The sequence below is a fragment of the Peribacillus sp. B2I2 genome (assembly GCF_041261685.1).
Taxonomy (GTDB): domain Bacteria; phylum Bacillota; class Bacilli; order Bacillales; family DSM-1321; genus Peribacillus.
Window position 1 is genome coordinate 2864691 of sequence record NZ_JBGCCB010000001.1, and the last position, 19952, is coordinate 2884642.

General features: G+C 36.4%; 18 protein-coding genes. 2 read left to right on the top strand and 16 right to left on the bottom strand.

The annotated features are described in order from the left end of the window. Nucleotides 1-6 precede the first annotated feature (6 nt). The 10 genes from ABIE66_RS14150 to ABIE66_RS14195 all read right to left on the bottom strand — a co-directional run bounded on the left by ABIE66_RS14150 (nucleotide 7) and on the right by ABIE66_RS14195 (nucleotide 10415). A complete protein-coding gene (locus ABIE66_RS14150; protein WP_289335196.1) occupies nucleotides 7-747 on the bottom strand; it encodes a YveK family protein in 741 nt (246 codons plus the stop codon). A gap of 194 nt (nucleotides 748-941) precedes the next feature. Beyond that, the gene (locus ABIE66_RS14155) at nucleotides 942-2723 is read right to left on the bottom strand and encodes an ABC transporter ATP-binding protein (protein ID WP_370015168.1); all 1782 of its coding nucleotides are present in this window, start codon (nucleotides 2721-2723) and stop codon (nucleotides 942-944) included. Between the two features lie 9 nt (nucleotides 2724-2732). Then, nucleotides 2733-3908 (bottom strand): nucleotidyltransferase domain-containing protein, encoded by a 1176-nt coding sequence (locus ABIE66_RS14160; RefSeq protein ID WP_370015169.1) that lies wholly within the window; start codon nucleotides 3906-3908, stop codon nucleotides 2733-2735. After that, complete coding sequence (locus ABIE66_RS14165; RefSeq protein ID WP_370015171.1) at nucleotides 3909-4379, bottom strand: lasso peptide biosynthesis B2 protein; 471 nt, start codon at nucleotides 4377-4379, stop codon at nucleotides 3909-3911. Between the two features lie 34 nt (nucleotides 4380-4413). Next, entirely contained in the window at nucleotides 4414-4710 is a 297-nt protein-coding gene (locus ABIE66_RS14170) for a lasso peptide biosynthesis PqqD family chaperone (RefSeq protein ID WP_370015172.1), read from the bottom strand. After that, nucleotides 4703-5641: an aldolase gene (locus tag ABIE66_RS14175; RefSeq protein WP_370015174.1), complete on the bottom strand. Its 939-nt coding sequence runs from the start codon at nucleotides 5639-5641 to the stop codon at nucleotides 4703-4705. The genes ABIE66_RS14170 and ABIE66_RS14175 overlap by 8 nt, the downstream gene beginning before the upstream one ends. An 88-nt stretch (nucleotides 5642-5729) precedes the next feature. Beyond that, entirely contained in the window at nucleotides 5730-5855 is a 126-nt protein-coding gene (locus ABIE66_RS14180) for a paeninodin family lasso peptide (protein WP_370015175.1), read from the bottom strand. 14 nt (nucleotides 5856-5869) lie between these two features. After that, nucleotides 5870-7792, bottom strand: a complete 1923-nt coding sequence (locus ABIE66_RS14185) for an asparagine synthase-related protein (protein ID WP_370015176.1) — start codon at nucleotides 7790-7792, stop codon at nucleotides 5870-5872. A gap of 592 nt (nucleotides 7793-8384) precedes the next feature. Then, entirely contained in the window at nucleotides 8385-9281 is an 897-nt protein-coding gene (locus tag ABIE66_RS14190; RefSeq protein ID WP_370015177.1) for a hypothetical protein, read from the bottom strand. A 240-nt stretch (nucleotides 9282-9521) separates the two neighbouring features. Beyond that, complete coding sequence (locus ABIE66_RS14195; protein ID WP_370015178.1) at nucleotides 9522-10415, bottom strand: selenium metabolism-associated LysR family transcriptional regulator; 894 nt, start codon at nucleotides 10413-10415, stop codon at nucleotides 9522-9524. 133 nt (nucleotides 10416-10548) lie between these two features. Here ABIE66_RS14195 and ABIE66_RS14200 point away from each other — a divergent pair, with 133 nt between their 5' ends. Beyond that, nucleotides 10549-11571 (top strand): YeiH family protein, encoded by a 1023-nt coding sequence (locus tag ABIE66_RS14200; protein WP_370017043.1) that lies wholly within the window; start codon nucleotides 10549-10551, stop codon nucleotides 11569-11571. A gap of 24 nt (nucleotides 11572-11595) precedes the next feature. On the opposite strand, the gene speD is transcribed toward ABIE66_RS14200, so the two are convergent. The 6 genes from speD to ABIE66_RS14230 form a co-directional block, all read right to left on the bottom strand. Then, complete coding sequence (gene speD, locus ABIE66_RS14205; protein ID WP_370015179.1) at nucleotides 11596-12432, bottom strand: adenosylmethionine decarboxylase; 837 nt, start codon at nucleotides 12430-12432, stop codon at nucleotides 11596-11598. Between the two features lie 829 nt (nucleotides 12433-13261). Beyond that, nucleotides 13262-13924 carry an ABC transporter permease gene (locus tag ABIE66_RS14210; RefSeq protein WP_289316315.1) on the bottom strand — a complete coding sequence of 221 codons (663 nt, stop codon included), beginning with the start codon at nucleotides 13922-13924 and terminating at the stop codon, nucleotides 13262-13264. Nucleotides 13925-13941: 17 nt separating this feature from the next. Continuing rightward, the gene (locus ABIE66_RS14215) at nucleotides 13942-14859 is read right to left on the bottom strand and encodes an osmoprotectant ABC transporter substrate-binding protein (RefSeq protein ID WP_370015180.1); all 918 of its coding nucleotides are present in this window, start codon (nucleotides 14857-14859) and stop codon (nucleotides 13942-13944) included. An 11-nt stretch (nucleotides 14860-14870) separates the two neighbouring features. Then, nucleotides 14871-15524 carry an ABC transporter permease gene (locus ABIE66_RS14220; protein ID WP_370015181.1) on the bottom strand — a complete coding sequence of 218 codons (654 nt, stop codon included), beginning with the start codon at nucleotides 15522-15524 and terminating at the stop codon, nucleotides 14871-14873. A 12-nt stretch (nucleotides 15525-15536) separates the two neighbouring features. Beyond that, nucleotides 15537-16691: a betaine/proline/choline family ABC transporter ATP-binding protein gene (locus ABIE66_RS14225; protein ID WP_370015182.1), complete on the bottom strand. Its 1155-nt coding sequence runs from the start codon at nucleotides 16689-16691 to the stop codon at nucleotides 15537-15539. 208 nt (nucleotides 16692-16899) lie between these two features. Beyond that, nucleotides 16900-18075: an acyl-CoA dehydrogenase family protein gene (locus tag ABIE66_RS14230; RefSeq protein ID WP_370015183.1), complete on the bottom strand. Its 1176-nt coding sequence runs from the start codon at nucleotides 18073-18075 to the stop codon at nucleotides 16900-16902. A gap of 977 nt (nucleotides 18076-19052) precedes the next feature. Here ABIE66_RS14230 and ABIE66_RS14235 point away from each other — a divergent pair. Further along, the gene (locus tag ABIE66_RS14235; protein ID WP_370015184.1) at nucleotides 19053-19697 is read left to right on the top strand and encodes a 2OG-Fe(II) oxygenase; all 645 of its coding nucleotides are present in this window, start codon (nucleotides 19053-19055) and stop codon (nucleotides 19695-19697) included. Nucleotides 19698-19952 lie beyond the last annotated feature (255 nt).

Here is a 19952-nt window from a genome sequence, read left to right on the forward strand (position 1 = left end):
TTCGCCTCACAATTCTGCTCTAGTTTCGTTCAAATGTTTAGCTTCTTTGATTTGTTGTATATTTCTTTTACTGACATTCGAATTCTTTTTATTCATTTTAGATACATGCCCTATAACTGGAAAACCAATGATATCTTCCACTTCTTGCTCACTACGAATAGTATAATCCAGTGAATTCAATAAAAATGTCAGCCCTATGCCCAAAAATAAACCTATTATTCCGCTCTTAATAATCGTTCCACTATTGTCTCCGTTAATGGGTACTAGGTCTACCTTTGCCGAGGACAAATTCCGTATGTTTTTAAAGTCCACTATATTAGGAGCTTCATTTTTAAATACTCTAGCCGTCGTATTGGCTATGTTGGCAGCCATATAAGGCTCAGATGCTGTGACACTGATACTGACAACTTCTGAATCCTCTACGCTAGTTACGTCTATTGCCCCAGCCAATGCTTCTGGAGACATCGATAATTCCATTTCATTGATAACTTTCTGTAAAACCGTTGTATCTTTTATTATGACTTGAAGGGTTTTCATTTTATCCTGATTGGCCTCTATGATAATTCTCGTAGACGCTTGGTATAGAGGGGTTGTGGTTAACGTTTTCAGATAACCTGCCAATATGAATAATAAAGTGACAATAATCACAATCCAGTAACGTCTACTAATGATTCCAATCAGTTCTTTTAAATTTATCTCTTTTGCAGGTTGATGATTTTCAAAGTTCCGTTTCGAGTAATTTGTCATTGAACCACCTTTTTCAATTTAACTTTTCTTTATTAAGAACAATGATAGCTTGACATAGTGTTAAATTACTATAATCAAGGACATTTTTCTTCTGTGTTAAAATTCCTATGATTATATCCTTATTTTAGTTCTTTATAAAGAACGCGTCAACAGGTTATACCAATTTTTCGGGAATTTTTTCATGAATTAATCGATCATATAATATCCACTTCTCTCGTTAATAATTGCTTGAATAAACCTCTTTCTCTAGCCAGCGCATTATATTCACCTTTTTGTAATATCTTACCTTTTTCTAACACTAAGACTTGATCAGCATTCCTTATTGTGCTTAAACGGTGTGCTATGACAATGATGGTCATACTTCCTTGTAAATTTTCGATAGCTCTCTGAATTTTAGATTCGGTATCGTTATCAAGGGCGCTTGTAGCTTCATCCAAAACTAAAATGGATGGCCTTCTCAAAATAGCTCTTGCTAGAACTAGTCTTTGCCGTTCTCCTCCAGATAACCTAACCCCTCTGTCACCAATTACCGTATCCAGGTTTTGAGGCAATTTACGTACAAATTCATCAGCTGCTGAAAATTCTAGGGATTCCCATATCTTTTTGTCACTTGCATCGGGATCGACTATAAGCATGTTCTCTTTAATGCTTCCATTAAATAAAAATGGATCTTGGGAAACATAACTAATGGATTTCCTCAATCCGATTATTTCTTTGCTGGAGAGCTTTATTCCATCCACTAGAATTTGGCCCTGATCAGGAAGCAAGAGCCCCATGATTAAATCAATCAATGTGCTTTTACCTGCACCGGATGGACCAACAATGGCAGTCAACTTGTTAGCTGGTATAGCTATATTGATATTTTCCAGGGTAAAGTCTGTTTCAGTTTTGTTATAACGAAAAAAAAGATCCTGACATTCTAGTTTTTGTTCGATAACGAGTGGCTTGATACTCTCAAGAATAAAAGCCTCATTGTGGCCTTTCGCTTCATCTTCAATTTTTAGAATGGATTTAAAAGCTGGAATAGTTGAAGATATATTTTCCAAATTACCTTGTATGGCTGTGAATCTGGGCCATAACCTTGAAAAAATAAGGAGAATGAGTAAAAGTTCTTCCTGTTGAGCAGCAAAAAGGGTAATCGATAAAAAAACGAATGCTGCTATCAATAGTGCAGACGATACTTTATAAGATAATTGGGAACTTGTGTTTAACTTAATGTATTCAATTTGTTCCTCGTTCATTTCTTTAGTTAAAGAACTAATCCAATTTACATGCGTTTTTTCTAAATGATAGCTTTTTATATCCTTTATCCCATTTAACTGATCGGTAACACTGGCTAAATAACTTAGAGCTAACTGAGAGGTCTTACTACCCAATGACTTAGCTTTTCTAATGAACCTTCTTGAAAATATGGCAAGGATCAAACCGGAAATCAATACAAATAAGGTTATTCTTGGGGCTAACAAAAATGCGACTCCAATTTGAAATAACGTAAAGATTGCTGAGGCTAATAATTGTAAAATTAGATTAATGCCCGCACTTACTCGTGCTAAATCGTTAGTCATCACGTTAATCAAATCCGATTTCCGTGACTTAATAAAGAACTCCCAGTTGGCATGTAATAATGACTTATATATTTCAATCCTTAAATGTCTAATATATGATTGTTGTATTCTTACATCACGTATTGATAGATTACGTTGTAGAACATTCTGGAAGATCACTAAAATAATATAAAAACCTAATATAATGGATAAGCTTATCATTTTAGGTAATTCGACCATCCAGGAGAGCATGGGAGGAAGATTATTTGATAAATCTATATCTATTACTCCACTGACACTAATCATCGGGACCAATAAAAGTATACCTATACTATCCATTAAGCTGACAATTACCATTCCAAGCATATTGATAAAGAGTATTTTCCCAGTGAAAGTGTACAACCTTTTGAAAAAGAATAACAGCTGTTTCATCTTATCCTCCTATGACATTTCTTGTATTCTCGTTTTTCTCCAAAACCATAAAAAAGGCCTCAAGGGAAAATACAAAAAATGGAACTTTCGAGGCAAAGGCAAGGTTATTGTATCCTCAAAATAAGGATGCAGAAAACTGAGAATGAATAACATTTTATTCTGAAATGACATAAGTGAAAATAGATGCTTTTTATGATAACTTGCAATCTCTTCAGATAGTGGTTCATCATGAAGGTTTATGAAACGTTGAATATAAAATAGAGCTTCTTGTGCCAATTGGTTGGAACGGCTGCCTGTTGTAAGTTGTTTCGCTTTTTTGTTTATCGGTGTATTTAAAAGTTGGGAAGCAAGGACTAATGTTTGACCGGCAACATGACTATATTGATATTTCTTAAGAAGGCTCATTATTTTGTCCCAATCCAAGTTTGTTTTGCAAAGGCGGTCGATATCCACTAACCAACGAAGGCGTGACCATCCATGACGTGCACCATGTGAAGTAAGAAATAAAAAAAGATCCTCATTCCCTAAACAATATATAGGATATGATGTTGGCAGTGAGCTAACCTTCTTTCTTTGCCATAATTCATTAAAAGTGGGCTCCTTGGCGGGACCTGGGTTTAAACGCCAATGAATTTCAAGTTTAATCTCTTTCTCGGCATGAAAATAGACAAAATGATGATGGCGCCATTTCCAATCATTTAATACGGTTTGTATATATTCATCTTTTACATATCCCATTTGGATTAAAAGGGACTCGACCTTATCTAGATCATCGATATTTACCAAAATATCAATATCACTTGATGTCCTTTGGGAGATATCTCCATATAAATCTGCTGCCAGTATGGGGCCTTTCAAAAATAGCGTCGAAATTTCATTTTCAAAAACCAGTCGGGAAATTTTTTCGATTTCTCCACTTAGCTTTAACATTTTAAAGGTGTTTTTTTGATAATCGTAGAACATCGATTGAATAATGGTTGCAGGAATATATTTTGCGGATTTAAGTTTCGTATATATAAGTGGGTAAACCCGATGATGCCTGACTAGTTTCAAGAACAAATTCCAATCAAGGTTTGGTTCAACACTAATTGGAACCTGCTTGTTTGTTTCATTATCCAGACAATCCAATAAAAACTTTAATTCATTAGAGATGCTTGAAGAATCGAAATTGATTTTGCCATTCATTTAATTCCCTCTTTTAAGCTCTTTTTTTGTTTTAGCGAATTTCCCGACAACTATGAATTTACCCATTTCTTCTTTGCCCGTTACAAAATACGAACCACACCGTAACCAAGCATGAGCAATCAAATCACCTTTTTCATTTCTTGCCGTTCCTAAATAAAGTGTACTTTCCATCCCTCTTCTTTCTAGCATTTTCATACCCGCTATCGCTTTAACTAAGCATTGGCTCTCCCAGAATGTATAACTGCTCATGATATGTATGGCATCTGATATGTTCTTTAAAGTCTCTTTATCAAAATCCCTTATGGAATAAGTGGTTTCTTCCATGTAATTTCCTAGGAATCTTGCACTCTTTATAAATGGAATTAACTTATAAATACGGCCAATTGCTAAAAAAAATAAGGCTTCTATCAGTAAACTCTTCATACTCCAATTGAAAGATACGAAAGTGTTGATTTTTTTATAAAGATTCATCTTTTGCCCCTATATAAATTTAGATGATAATTGCTCAAGTTTCAGATAAAATAATTAACTCCTCATCATATAAATCGCTTAAAAAAGATAACACTTCTTCTTCGCATTCTTGGTGACTGACTTCATACTGTGACATCAACTTACCTATTAAATCACTAATTTTAATCGGTTCTTCCAATAAACTCCAAATTTCCCCACCAAGGACACCCAAATTATAATAATTCCCTTTTTCTATGCTTAGCATGACTGTTTCCCCATCCATATCACTAACTATATTCCCCGGATTTTGTGTAATTGTTTTATTTTTTGATAGTACTGATGCGTTAATCATTTATTTTCCCTCCTTTTATTATACTTAGTACCGTAGCAACAAGATCGTGGGCTGTGAATGTTGAGGTTGGACGACTTAATCGATATATTGGCACAGAATTAATACACTTTGCACAAATTTTGAAATGCCAATCCATCATATGCATCCTTTCAATAAGAGATCGTCTATAGGTATGCATGTGCAATACTTGAAATCGATGAAGATTTTCAACGGCTTGTAGGTCAATAGCTTCTATATCTGCCCCAGTTAACTCGAATATGCCTCCAAGGGGCAATGGTAGGTTATAAAAGTCTACCTGCACTGGTACCGAAAACTTTGTCATTCTATCGAATAAAGGTTGATAATCAGTCGAATTCATACCAAATGCATTTAAACTCTCCTGCCATAACTTTTGTTGAGGGTATGAGGGGATAACACATGGTTGGTTTTCCTCCATAAGAGATATAGCCACTACATCATCACTTAAAAGTTTGTACCCCTTATTTACGAAAGAGGAAGCTAAGGTGGATTTGCCAGCTCCTGATTCTCCAATAAAAGCATAAGCTTTTCCATCAATGGCTATTGCACTTCCATGAAGAGGCAACACCTTTCTTTGCATCAATAAAATCCCCAAACAGCTTCCTAAAATATAAAGCCGAACCTTATCTTCGTTGTAACTTTCACAAGATGAAAAAGTGATGGTTTTCCCTTCCTCTATAGAAAAAACAGCTAAACTTGGCACTTCAAACATAACGCGATTTCCTTCAACGACAAAACCTGTGCGATTTAAGGGATTTATTTTAGACCAATCAATTGATAAATCTTTCTTTGTAATCGTTAAGTCTACTACCCTTTCGTTATCTTTTGCTTTCTCTAATTCAGGAAGGGGAAGTTCACTTTCTACCATTAGCCCAAATGTGGTATACGTATATGTTTTTTCCGTGCCTAACATTCTCTTCACTCCAAACATATCATCACTGTTTTCATAAGAAACCCTTACACTTACAAGGTGTAAGGGCATAAATCATTTTAAATGAAACTTAGCTGAATTTTACCGGATCATCCGGATCTGGTTGAATCGCATCAGGAGTTCTCCTTCCAGGTCCAGCCATTGTTAAATTAACATTAAGTATTTCTAATTTTGGTTTTTTCCATTCTTTTTTCATCGTTTCACCTCCCTTCAAAAATGTTTTTTTATAAATCGTGACACTATTAAGGTTCGCATTAAAATCCTGAAATCATCATCAAACACTTTTTCTGGAAGCGGGTTTTGTTCGACACTACTAAGTGCCTTCCTAACTTCCTCCATATTTAAAAATTCAGACATGACTTCATCTTTACTTAGACTCTGCATTTCTTCTATAAATGAACTCCATGTTGATGCCATCCTATGAATTCCATCTGAACCTTGTATTCCGCGCGTTTTATTATTCAGCCTAACATTATCAGGCAGATAGCCCTTAGTGGCCCTTCTTATTAAGGAGCGATCCTGACCATTTAATACATACTGTGATTCTGGAACTGAATTACAAAATTGGATGATACGCAGATCGTTGGTTGGATCACGTTCAGCTATAGAATGTCTTAAGGATAGCTTGGTGGAAATATTCCCATTGATATTCCAATAGTACAATTGTTCAAATTGAGTTTTTTTCATAGTAAAAACATTTGTATTAATGGCACCTTTAACATCAATGTTATGTTCATCCAATTTGGTGAATACTTTCATTCTTCTTGCGAATTCAGGGCTTATTAGCATCGGATATGGTTCTTCTGCTGATGATAATGATGGGAAGGCTTTTTTTCTTACCGCTGTCATAACTCTCGATTTGTTCACTCCATGATTTTCACTGAATGAATGTAATTCTTTGTAAAAGTGAATCAGTTTAAACTGTTTCAATAAACTAGCTTGATAGTCTAAAGCATGTCCCCATGATATGGTCCAATTACCTCTTTGACCATTTAGTAGCACTCTGATATTTTCTTGTGCGGCTTTTTCATAAATTCCTTTTAACCAAAAACTATTTTCATAATATTTATAAGGCATTTCTAGCACTTCAAGCCAATCATCTATCTCGGATAACGGGCTTTTATCCTTAAAATCTAAATAGTTATCCTTGATATTTCCTACGTACTCTACAGTAGAAGAAATGAAAGGTCTCTCATTAGCAACTCTACTTTTAGGAGTCCAATCGACAAAATCCTCAACTGGCACATAGCTGTATGTATGTAATTGTTTTTTTTGCTCATCTAAAGCCTTGGCTGCAAAACTAACGACAGATCCTGAGTCCAGTCCCCCACTTAAATGTGAGCCAATATTGTACGTAGTTCTTAATTTGGATCTCACTACCTTGTCAAAAACGTCCCGAAAAGCTTCCACATATTCTTCATTGGTCTTGAACTTTAGCTGCACTTCTTTTTTAATAAAGGAATACCTTGAAAAGGTTACCACCCCATCAATAATGCTTATTGAATGTGAAGGTGGTATCTGTTTAATGTTCCGATAAACCGTTGAACAAGGGTCTACTGATTCAACATTAATTGGAATAGCCAAAAACTCCGATAACCACTCCTCATTCAACCTTTTTTCTACATAAGGCAGTGTTAGCAGTGGCTCAATCGTCGTACAAAATGCTAATTTATCTTGATTTTTGAAGTAATAAAGAGTCCGACTGCCTGAAAAATCACGAGCTCCGAACAATTTACGTTGTTTTTGATCCCAAATCATAAACGCAAAGTCACCAACCAAATACTTTGGGGTTTCCTCTTCCCATTTATAATAGGCAAGAAGGATTAATTGACTATCCGTCATATACGGTCGATCAGAATTCTTAACCTGTAAACGATCAAATAATTCTTCTCGATTATCAATGATTGCATCGGCTGTAATCGCAAGTTGCCTGGCATAATCATAAAATGGCAGAGTTTCGTCTAGCGATTCAGGAGTTATCCACTGATTCTGGCACCCAAAAAAGATTCTTTCATCTGTCCATACTTGAACGCTGTCGGCCGGAAATTTATGTAATGACTTCATTAAAATCTCTCCATGATGGAGATTGATCGGTTCTTGGTTTAAATGTAAGAGGCCAGCGATTGCGCTCATTTTTTTCCTCCTGCCGGTTGAACATTCTTTATTATAAAATAATTCAATCAAATAATTTCGTTCTTAGAAAAGAATTTTATAAGCGATAATTAATCTAAATTCTCAATAATGTTCACTATAAAGAACATCCCTATGTATAAAGTACCACCTTCATTAATCTTCTGTCAATATACAACAAATGAATTTCACAAATATTTTAATTTCTTTATTATTTTACATTTATTTTAAATTTTGGAGGATTATTTTAATTAGTATATTGAATGCTTAACATGTTAATTGAATCTCATTACTCCTAAAACCGCAAAAATATTTTTCTGTAAATGGAGGTTTTTCATGAAATTTTATCCATAATATGAATATACTAATCTATAAGGGGAGTGATTCAGATAGCTTTTTTAAATGCCTTCAATAATTTTAAAAAAGGGAAAAAGTCCAAGAAAATAAAGAACATGGATTTTCGGGAACAGGACGTAAAGAAATCGTCTGAGCTCATTGGTAATAATGTAATTGTCCAAAATATAATTAACAATCACCTTTCAAAAAAAAATAACCACTTATAGGGTGGTTTTTTTAATTATCATGGGTAATCGTTTCAATCTTTTTCTATCTTCTCGCTTACTTCATAAATATAGTTATACTGTAAATAGTAATCGTATATGACATTTTGCAGGATCTTGAGTAGTGATTTATCGAATGTATCGAATTCAGTTTGATAACTATTTAAGACAGTGACAAATTTCCCGTCTGTGTTTTCAAAATAATGGAGAAGAAAATTCTTGTAATATTCACTATCACTATTGCTTTTATTCGAAATGCACGGATCTCCGGTTTCGATCGACTTATCAATCATGGCTTTGATGGATTTAGGCAGCTTAGCTTTCTTGAACTGGTTCAAAGTATAGATATCATAGGTAAAGGATAGTCCTAATTGATTGGAGTAAAAGTCCATGGCACATTCCAATGTATAGATTAAGGGTGTTTTAAAGTCTTTGCTGTTGGCAATTTCCTCTGATATCTCCAATTGATATTCCTCGGATGTTAAATATGCTGCAAATTTCATTTTCGAACTGCTGACGCTGAATACCTCATAAACGGCTGCGTCTTGTTTTTCAATTTCAATTTCGATATTAAAAAACTTAAAGTGCTTTAAACGGTAAAAAGCAATCGGTGCCAATAGGAAAAGCAGTATCCATACAAGGTATAGAAATAACGTGTTAAAGATGATTTGATAAAATTCTGATGTTACTATCGGTTCGATGATTAACGTTATCAATGTATGTTCAAAGCCTTGAGAAATAGGAGGATTTTGTGTAATTGTTGAATCAACGGCTTCCTCTGACTTATTCCAAGTTTGGATACCTAATTGAGCCATCGCAACAAGGGTATAAATAAAAATTAAAATAGTTCCTGTCACATAAAATTTTGGCATGAACCCTATAATTCTGTCGAAAACAGAAATCCGCTTATCTTTCTGCTCCTCTATAGCCAATGTGGTTGCTCCTTTTAAGATTGATAAATGCAGGAAAAGTCCTACAGGGACTCAGAAGTTCCTGGAGGCTACCTATTTAATTTATATGTTTGAAATTATGTTAAAATACGTAAATATTGTTTATTGATTGACATATTCCAAAATACTTTCGACGTTTTCATTAACATAATAAATATTTCGTCATACAAAAAATGCCCATCCTCTTCAAAATTGAAAGGATGAGCTTAAAGATTAAGTGATTTATTTAGGCTGGCCCTTTATCGCAAATTCCTCGACCTTCCTTAAAAACAACTCCATCGCTTTAGACGCTTCGAAATCTAACTTTCTCACGATTGAAAAAGGTCTTATAATGGGTTCATTTTTTAAATGAAAGGTTTTCAATTCTTTGGATTTCAATTCTTTTTGTACAGTCAATCGGGATAACAAGGCAATGCCCAGCCCAGCCATCACCGCTTCTTTCACTCCTTGGATACTGGTGAAAATAAAACTTTTCTTTATGTTCAGTTCCAGGCTACTCAGAAGTTTATCCGAATATGCCCGGGTTCCTGATCCTTGCTCCCTTAGTACCCATGTTTGGTTTTGGAGCAAGCTACCCTCGATGATATCCATCTGTGAAAGTGGATGAACGGGGGGGACGACGACAATCATCTCATCGTTCATGAATGGGCTGACATCTATATCTTTATAATCCGTTTCCCCCTCAATCAAACCTATATCAAGCTTATTCGAACGTATTCCTTGAATGACTTCATTAGAATTCAAGATGATGATTTGTATGTCCACCAGCGGATATTGAGCAGCATATTCCGCTAAAACTTTTGGAAGGTAGTATTCCCCTATCGTGAAACTTGCACCTATTTTCATCGTTCCGCTAACCACGTTATTAAAGTCATTTATTTCCCTTATTGCTGTCTCATAATGATTAAGCATTTGCTTTGCATGTCTATACAAAATTTTTCCCGGCTCTGTTATTTGAACTTGTTTGGGAGAACGGTAAATTAATTTCGTACCTAACTCATTTTCCAGATTCCTTATGTGAAGACTGACTCCTGGCTGCGACAGGTTCAGAATATCGCCTGCTCTAGAAAAGTTTTTCTGTTCGATTACGGTTACGAATACCTTTAAAGGATCCATGGTTACCTCCCTATATACTTATGCATTTTATTTTATCATAAGTATAAGTAATCATTGAAATAGCAAAAATATATTTCACTTATTTTTACTTAAGCTTTAAAGTAAAGGCATCAACACAGATGGAGTGATCACACTGGAACAAACAGAGGTTCAAACTAGAAAATTCGGATTTACAAAAGGAATATCTTTGACTTTGCTAATTGCCATAGCAGCAAAATACTTAGCAGAGCTTCCATTCCTGCATATAATGGGACAGCTAGTCATTGCAATACTGATTGGTGTTGTTTGGAAATCGGTCATTGGCGTTCCTGCTTACGCTGTTGCAGGTACAAATTATTCAAGTAAAGTCCTCTTGAGAATGGGCATTATCCTATTGGGGATGCGCTTGAACTTGAAGGATATTTTTAATGCCGGCCCGAAGACATTTGCAGTTGGGGCCATTAGTCTTATATTTGCTATATTAGTAGTTTATGGGCTGACCCGTCTATTTAAAGTTGAGAAAAAGCTAGGCATATTGACAGCTTGCGGAACAGGAATTTGTGGAGCTGCAGCCATCCTGGCAATTTCCACTCAAATTAAAGCAAAAGAAAAAGATACAGCAATCGCTGTAGCGACGGTTGCTGTTTTAGGTACAACCTTCACTTTCGGTTACACGATCCTTTACCCATTACTGGAGTTATCCGGGCCAGGATACGGTATATTTTCGGGTGCGACACTGCATGAAATTGCTCACGTCATCGCTGCGGCAGCACCAGGAGGAAATGAGGCAGTCGACTTGGCAGTCATGGTCAAATTGACTAGGGTTGCCCTACTCATTCCCGTTGCCATATTAATTGGATTCATCATGAATTGGAAAGAGCGAGAAACAGACGGAAAGAAGTTTTCCTGGAAGTCCGTTCAGGTACCATGGTTTATTTTTGGATTTTTATTAATGAGCGCCCTCTATTCAACTGGTGCAGTTCCCGAATCTATAGCTGATAAGCTTGTTATGCTTTCCTATATCCTCATGGCAATGTCCATGGCAGGACTAGGATTGAATATAGACCTCATAACTTTTAAAAAATATGGCGGTAAACCTTTTATTGCTGGACTGATCGGTTCTGTTTTATTAACGTGTCTCGGCTATGTATTGGTTCATGTTTTCCAGTTAAATTAACATTTCACTAAGAACAAGCATCCCTTAATCGGCATGCTTGTTCTTTACTGAGGGATGCGGGACATTGGCACCATAAAAAATTTCATCCATCTCCGTTTGTAGCCTTTCAATTATTTCCTCCCTTTCTTCTGTATTTAGCTTTTCCTCTGTATAACCGAATAAGTAATTATTGATATCGAATCTTTTTAGCTTACATTTTGTATGGAATATATTTTCCTGGTATACATTTACATCAATCATGTCATATAAACCCTTTACTTCTTCAGGAATATAGTTTTGAATGGAATTAATATCGTGATCAATGAACAATTTCTGGCCATCTTTATCTCTCGTAAATCCTCTAACACGGTAATCTATCGTGATAATGTCGGTATCGAAGGAATGTATGAGATAATTAAGGGCTTTAAGCGGAGATATTTCCCCACAAGTAGAGACATCGATATCGGCCCTGAATGTGCTAATGCCTTCATTTGGATGGAATTCAGGGTATGTATGTACGGTAATGTGGCTTTTATCAAGTTGCATGACCACATTATCAGGTAAAGGTCCTGGTGATTCCTCATAAGTCCCAGTGGGTACTTCAACGACAGGACCTTCTGAAACAAGAATGGTTACACTCGCGCCTTGAGGGACATAATCCTGTTTGGCTGTATTTAAAACGTGTGCTCCTATTAAATCAGAAACGTTATGCAAAATCTTCGAAAGCCTTTCTGCATTATATTGTTCATCGATATAATCCAGATATGCCTCTCTCTCTTCCCTGGTTTTTGTATAACAGACATCATACATATTAAAGCTTAAAGATTTCGTAAGATTATTAAAGCCATGAAGTTCAATACGTTGCTCTGGTGTAAGTTTCATGATTGATTCCCCTTTATTTTTTTACAACTACCCTTATAGTTACCCTTTTTCTGAAATAAAAAACTAAGCAGGCAAGGCTCAACTTCCATCTTCTAATAGGCAATAGTAATTTTATGGTAAATAAACCCAATAAAAAGAGCCATTGCATCAGCATTGGCTCTCAGATTGTAGACAACCGATGAAAATGAGTTTGCCTATAGTTTTTTTATGACTTGTACAAATTGAACGTTGATTTCCGCTCCAGGCACTCGCTTTCCGCGGGCGGTCCGGGAGCCTCCTCGGCTTGTGCCTGCGGGGTCTCCCCTAGACGCGCTTTCCCCGCAGGAGTCTCGCACCTTCCACTCCAATTAACTTTGTTATTAAATTTAGATTACAAACATACCTGAGAGTTTAAGGTGTTGCTTCGAATCAGTTGGTTCGGGAACATCACTTGAACCTATACAAGTCCTCGCACAAAAGAAGGATTATTTCGGGAAAAATGACTATTTTTACAATAACCACTTTGATTGTTACCTTTGCCCTTCGGACGAAATTTAAAAGTACTCAACAACTAAAGAAGGTTATCGTGAGTACAAATCGCCAAAACAAATTAGTGCAAAATGCTCATCTTTATCACTACAGAAAGCAAATACCATCAAAAGGGAGTGACACAGCGTCTGGCAAGCTTGTGTGGAAGAGGCAGATCATCTGCGTAATCATCAAGATAAAACCTATATATGCGAAATGAAAGAAACGAAAGGGGTTCGGAATTTTTTATTCCGAACCCCTTTCGCCTAGAAACTAAGAGCCATTGCATCAACATTGGCTCTTTTATTGTCTTGACTTTGTTTTAGGCAGTATGAATTTTTTTCTTTTTAATCGGTGAAAGCAATCGTTCCAGCCATCCGAGTAAAAGATCTGACAGAATGGCCATCAATGCCGTCGGGATAGCTCCTGCAAGTATGATCGCGGTTCCATTTGAAGCATTCGTTCCCCTCACAATGATATCCCCCAGGCCACCTGCGCCCACGAATGTACCGACAGCAGTTACTCCTATTGCAACGACAAGTGCTGTACGTAAGCCAGCCATTATGACAGACAAGGATAATGGCAGTTCAACCATTCTTAGTAACTGGAGCTTCGTCATCCCCATTGCCTTGCCAGATTCTAAATAAGCATGATCGATACTTGTAATTCCGACATATGTGTTCCTCAGGATTGGCAGTAAAGAGTATAGAAACAATGATAAGATTACCGTATTTGTTCCTAAGCCCATTACTAGCATTAGGAGAGCAAGCATAGCCAATGCTGGTGTGGTTTGTATGACATTCGTTATCGAAAATATCCAATTACTCAATTTCTTATGTTTCGCGATGAAAATGCCTATCGGGATGGCTACGATTGCAGCAAATAAAACTCCATAAGCGGACATTAAAAAGTGGCGATAAAACTCAGTAAGTACATACATCCAATTTTGGGAATAATAAGTTCCCAGCTGTTGCAAGGTTTCCATTGGTTTGCACCTCCCATTTATTCAAAATATTTATGTGCTTTAAGGAATTCAGTCGCTACGACCGATGGTTCTTTTAATTTCCCATCCACTTCATAGTTCAGTTCCTGCATGGTTTCAGTATTGATTTCGCCTATTAACTTGTTAAGTTCAACTTCAATCTCAGGATATCGTTCCAATAATTCTTCGGTAACGACCGGTGAACAGTCATACGGAGGGAAATATTGTTTATCATCTTCCAAAAGCTTCAAATCATTAACCTTAATCCGACCATCGGAAGAGTATGCAAGGACAATATCCATCTGACCGTTTTTGACTGCATCGTATACCAGGCCAATCTGCATCGGATAAGTTTCCCCAAATTCCAATCCATATGTATCGACGAACCCTTGATAGCCATCACCTTTTCTTTTCAGCCAAGCACTATCGACACCTAACCTTAAATTATCTGCATCCTTTTCCAGATCAGATATTTTCTTATATCCTTTTTCTTCTGCCAATTCATTTGAAATCGTAAAGGCATAGGTGTTATCGAATCCATAAGAATCAAAAAATTTGAATCCATATTGTTCTTTGAATTCCCTTTGTACAATTTCCATCGCCTTTTCTGGATCCTTTTCGATTTCCTGTCCCAGGACACTCGTTAAATCCGTCCCTGTATATCGAGTTGCGGCTATATCTATATCACCGCTCTCCATCGCTTTTTGCTGAACGAAATTCGAACCTAGATTTTTGACGATTTTCGTATCGAATTCCGTATTCCTTTCAAGGAGTTGAGCGATCATGTTCGCCAGGATTTCGGATTCGGTCATACTTTGGGCACCGATCTTTACAGTAGTTTCTGAAGATGAACCTAATCCTGGCAAAGAGCATCCGCTGATGATTAATGAACATACTATAAGGGCTATGAAAATTGAACTTCTCATTTTTTTATACATGGTATTCCTCCTCAAGCAACTTCCTTCATACCTTTTAATCCTTTTGGTACGACTTTTTGTTCAATGATCGAGAATACATAATCCACCAGGATAGCCATGATGATCACTGGAACTGCACCTGCGATGATATATTCTGTTTGGTATAAATTCAAACCGATAAATATGTAATCACCAAGACCTCCGCCTCCAATAAAGGAAGCCAAGGTTGCCCATCCAATTAGGTAGACGGAAGCCGTACGAATTCCAGCCATAATGACGGAAAGTGCAAGGGGGAATTCAACCAGACGAATCCTCTCCCAGCTTGTCATTCCGATGCCCCGGCCGGATTCCAGCAGATTTTCATTTACGCCTTTAATGCCTGTGTATGTATTCCTGAGTATAGGTAAAACGGAATAGAAAAATAGCGCTATGATTGCAGGGGTTTTCCCAACACCGAGGAAAGGAATGAAAAAGGCAAGGACTGCTAAGCTCGGCAGTGTTTGCATAATGTTTGCAATTCCGATTATAATGGATGCGCTCCTTTTCATTCGGGTCAACATAATGCCTAGCGGTACGGCGATTATTATTCCAAGGAAAACAGCGATCATGGATATATATAAGTGCTCCCATGCCTTATAAATCAACTCTTGCCAGTTCGTCTGTAAAAAATCGAGCAATGTTTCCATCTCTTGCACCTCCTAAAACATTTCTGCCATTTCTGCCACTTGATTTTCTTCCTCTCCCCATAAACTGTCATAGACGATATCGACCAAGGTTGCCCTAGTAACAATTCCGACCAAAAGTTTATTCTGGTCAACTACTGGCACGTATTTGAATCCCCGTTTTAATATCTTCTGGACGGAATCACGGATTAAAGAATCCTGTTTCACTGAATAAACTTCAGTATTGATGACTTCACTGATGAATTTAGCTTTTTTTCGATATTCACTGATCGTTTCAACATCTACGTATCCTTTCAAAACATTTTGCTCATCGACCACAAGTAAAGAATCAACCCGTTTCTCGCGCATTATCGTAATAGCATCGGTAAGGGATTTTTCCTCTGTAATGGATATGGGATTACGACTCATGATTTGTTCAACCAACTCAACATTAGGTCTTGTTTGAAGCAATCGATCTTTACCGATGAATTCTTCCACAAACTCATTGGCTGGATTTCTGAGGATTTCATCCGGTGTTCCAACTTGGACGATTTCACCAGCCTTTAAGATGACGATCCTGTCGGCTAGCTTAATGGCCTCATCCATATCATGGGTAACAAAAACGATTGTTTTATCAAGTGTGCGCTGCAGATTCTTAAATTCCTCCTGAAGGGCATCTCGGGTGATGGGATCCAGTGCGCCAAAAGGTTCATCCATTAAAATGAGCGGAGGATTGGAAGCAAGAGCTCTGAGTACGCCTATCCTTTGTTGCTGCCCGCCGCTCAATTCGTAGGGATACCTTTCCAGATACTCCGGTCCCATATCAACAAGCTGAAGCAATTCCAGTGCACGTTCTTTTTTCTTCTGATCATTCCATTTAAGAAGTTTTGGAACGAGGGTGATATTTTCAAGAATTGTCATATGGGGGAAAAGTCCGATTTGCTGGATAACGTACCCGATCTGCCTTCTTAGCTCGACTGGATCTTTATCCATTATATTTTCCCCATTAATAAGTATCTTGCCTTCAGATGGTTCAATAAGCCGGTTAATCATTTTCATAGTCGTTGTCTTACCACATCCACTCGGACCAATGAAGCAAATGAACTCCCCTTTTTTAATATCCAATGATATATTCTTTACAGCTTTCTTTCCTCCCTTATAGATTTTTGATACATTTTCGATTTTTAACACAACAAGCACCTCCATCTTTCGCATACAATTACAAATTTTACAAAAATATTAATTTTTCATATGCACAGTCTCTTTTACCCATAAGATAAATGGTATAAACCTTTTAATTAAAAAAACTAGTTCATTGTAATTATATTGAATAAATGGAATAAAAAAACCACCTCATTTTAATTGAGGCAGTCAATAGATTTAAGTGATTAATAATGAATTAAAACCCGATATTTTCAGCAATCAGGGTTTTTATGTTTTCATCTGACCCTGTATAGAGTGTTGTCAAAGGAATGTCCCGATGACGCCGGGCAATTTTATCGTCGCCCATATTTCCGTATCGATCATGTAACTGCATGCATTTTTCGGATATTCGCTTGGTCATCTCCGTGATCCAGTATTTAGCCATCGATACTTCAGTTATGATATTCTCGCCATTTATATGTTTACAGATCAAACCATCAACAAACGTTCTTCCCAACTGAATATCGGTCGCTATTTCAGCAATGGTAAACTGTAACTTTTTAAATTCACTTATTTTCTTACCAAATGCTTTTCGTCCTTTTATATAATTCACCGTTAAGTGGAGCATGTCTTTAGCTGCCATCAAAGACCCAATCGCACACATAAGTCTTTCCTGCTGCAGTTTTTGCAATATATATGAAAGGCCCCTCCCTTCCTCCCCAAGGAGGTTCCCAACTGGAACTGGAGCATCATCGAAAAATAGTTCGGCTGTGCCTGAGCTATCCTGGCCTGCTTTTTCAAGCTTTCTGCCTCGGGTAAACCCTGGAGTATCTTTATCTACTAGCAACAAACTGATTCCATCATGGGAAGGAACAGCATCATGATCAGTTTTGCATGCTACTATCATGAAGTCGGCTTTAAAGCCATTTGTGATAAACGTTTTAGCTCCATTTACAATATAATACCCATCTTTCTTGATGGCAGTTGTTTGGATACTAGCAAATTCTGAACCCATTCCTGTCTCTGCCAATGCAAAGGCGGTAATCATTTCTCCTGTAATGAACTTAGGTAAATATCTTTGTTTTTGATCCATTGTTCCGAATGAAGCAATATAATGGGCTACAACATCAGAATGAATTGATATTCCTCTTAAGGCTGATCCAACCATTTCGAATTCTTCTGCCAATACAACTGAATATCCGAAATCTGCTCCTACCCCACCGAATTCCACATCAAGCCAAGGACATAAAAGTCCGTTATCCCCAACTTTTTTCCAAAAGGAGCGAGGGATCCCCCCCTCTTTTTCCCACTGATCATAAAAGGGGACAGCCTCCTTGTCGAGAAATTCACGAATTGACTGTTTAAATAATAAGTGTTTTTCCGTGAGGAAAGAACGTGAATCATTCATATTGATCGCCATCGTGCCAATCATGGGTTAACCTCCATTCGCTAATGATATAATCCACTACCATGATCAAGATAAATATGATAAATGTCTCGATGTATTCGCTTACACAAAATCACGAAACTGTTAAAATGGCCCACAATATTCATGTTCAACAAAAGATTTGAATTCCCTTTTTAAAATCTATTTTTTACCATTTTGAATTTATTTTTGATTATATTAATTGAAAAGAAATCCGATTTAAGAAAAAGATGGTTAATACTTAACTGCTTAAATATGGTTTAACCATATATTCTAGCGAGGTTATTTTTAAAATATTGTATATCATTATTTTAAGATTTATTGAAATATCGAGTTCGTACAAAAGGAAATTTCATCACTAGATGGCACTTGGGGAAGCAAGTCTGGTTATCAAATGAAGGCGATCGTATGAAAGTGTTATAACTCCTTAATCCAATCGAAAGTTAAAGTAATGGATAGTTAAGTAAAATAGTAAAAAGACTTCCATACTGAAGGAAATCCTTTTTACCTGTTAATGATTAGAGTATGAGTACGGTTGTCTAAGTCCTATTTAAAATTGGCAAGCATTCGTTTAATGGCTTCCAGCATTGAATTTGTGGATTCCCTCTTCAATCCAAGACTTGATCGTTACTAAAGCATGAATCACCAGGATTTATGTAACATCCGAAGGAATTAAAAGTTTATTTATTTTTATGTTATTTTTTTGTATTTCTCCTTTTCGCTGCTAAGCTTTGCGACATCCTCATCTTATCAATCGGACTTTTCACGCTCAAACTCTATTTCATTCATTACATGAATACTTTCCCCCATAGTTACATAATAAAATGATGTTTTAACAACCTTCATTAAAGATAAAGCACGTGTAAGCAGAATAAGAAACAGTTATATAACAACGTTCATGATATAATTATCATAGAAACCGTTTACAGAAATAAAACAAAATGATCAGTCAGAAAATTCATTCTTTTAGGAGTCGATGAAAGTTGACAGTGGACAATAAAATAAGTAAAGAACAAACTATTTTTAATCACATTGGAAATAAAATCAAAACGGAAGATAGAGAAATTAATATAATTACTAGATTAGAAGAACCTCTAATTGTGGTTTTAGAAAATGTTTTGAGTGACGAAGAATGTGACGAACTTATTAGATTGTCAAAAGACAAAATGCATCGTTCTAAAATTGGAGTTACACACGAATTAAATGAGATAAGAACAAGTAGTAGTATGTTTTTTCAAGATAATGAAAATGACATCATTTCCAAAATTGAAAAAAGAGTATCATCAATCATGAATATACCCATTGAACATGGGGATGGTATTCAAATTCTTAAATATACTCCTGGTCAAGAATATAAAGCTCACTTTGATTTTTTTACATCTACAAGTAAAGCCGCAAAAAATAATAGAATTAGCACAATCATCATGTACTTAAATGATGTGGAGCAAGGGGGGGAAACTTTTTTTCCTAAACTGAACTTTTCAGTGTCCCCACAAAAAGGCATGGCGGTGTATTTCGAATATTTCTATAACGATAAAAACCTAAACGAACTAACTTTACACGGTGGAGCGCCAGTTATAACCGGAGAAAAGTGGGTTGCAACACAATGGATGAGAAGACAAAAATAGACTACAGATTTCCCACATGACTGTCCAAGCCAATCCTTTATATCCTTTATATCTTTTATTAATGGATGAAGAATGAAGTGCGGGCAAAAAACTATTGGAATGAACAATTTTAATTTTTCTTAATGAACTAATGTACCTATTAGTTCATTAGGAATCTGCCTATTTAAAATGGGCACACGTTGAGTTCATAAAAAAAGAAAGATCAACAGCCAAGAAGACTTGTCCATTGAACCTCCAAAACTTCATCTCATCACT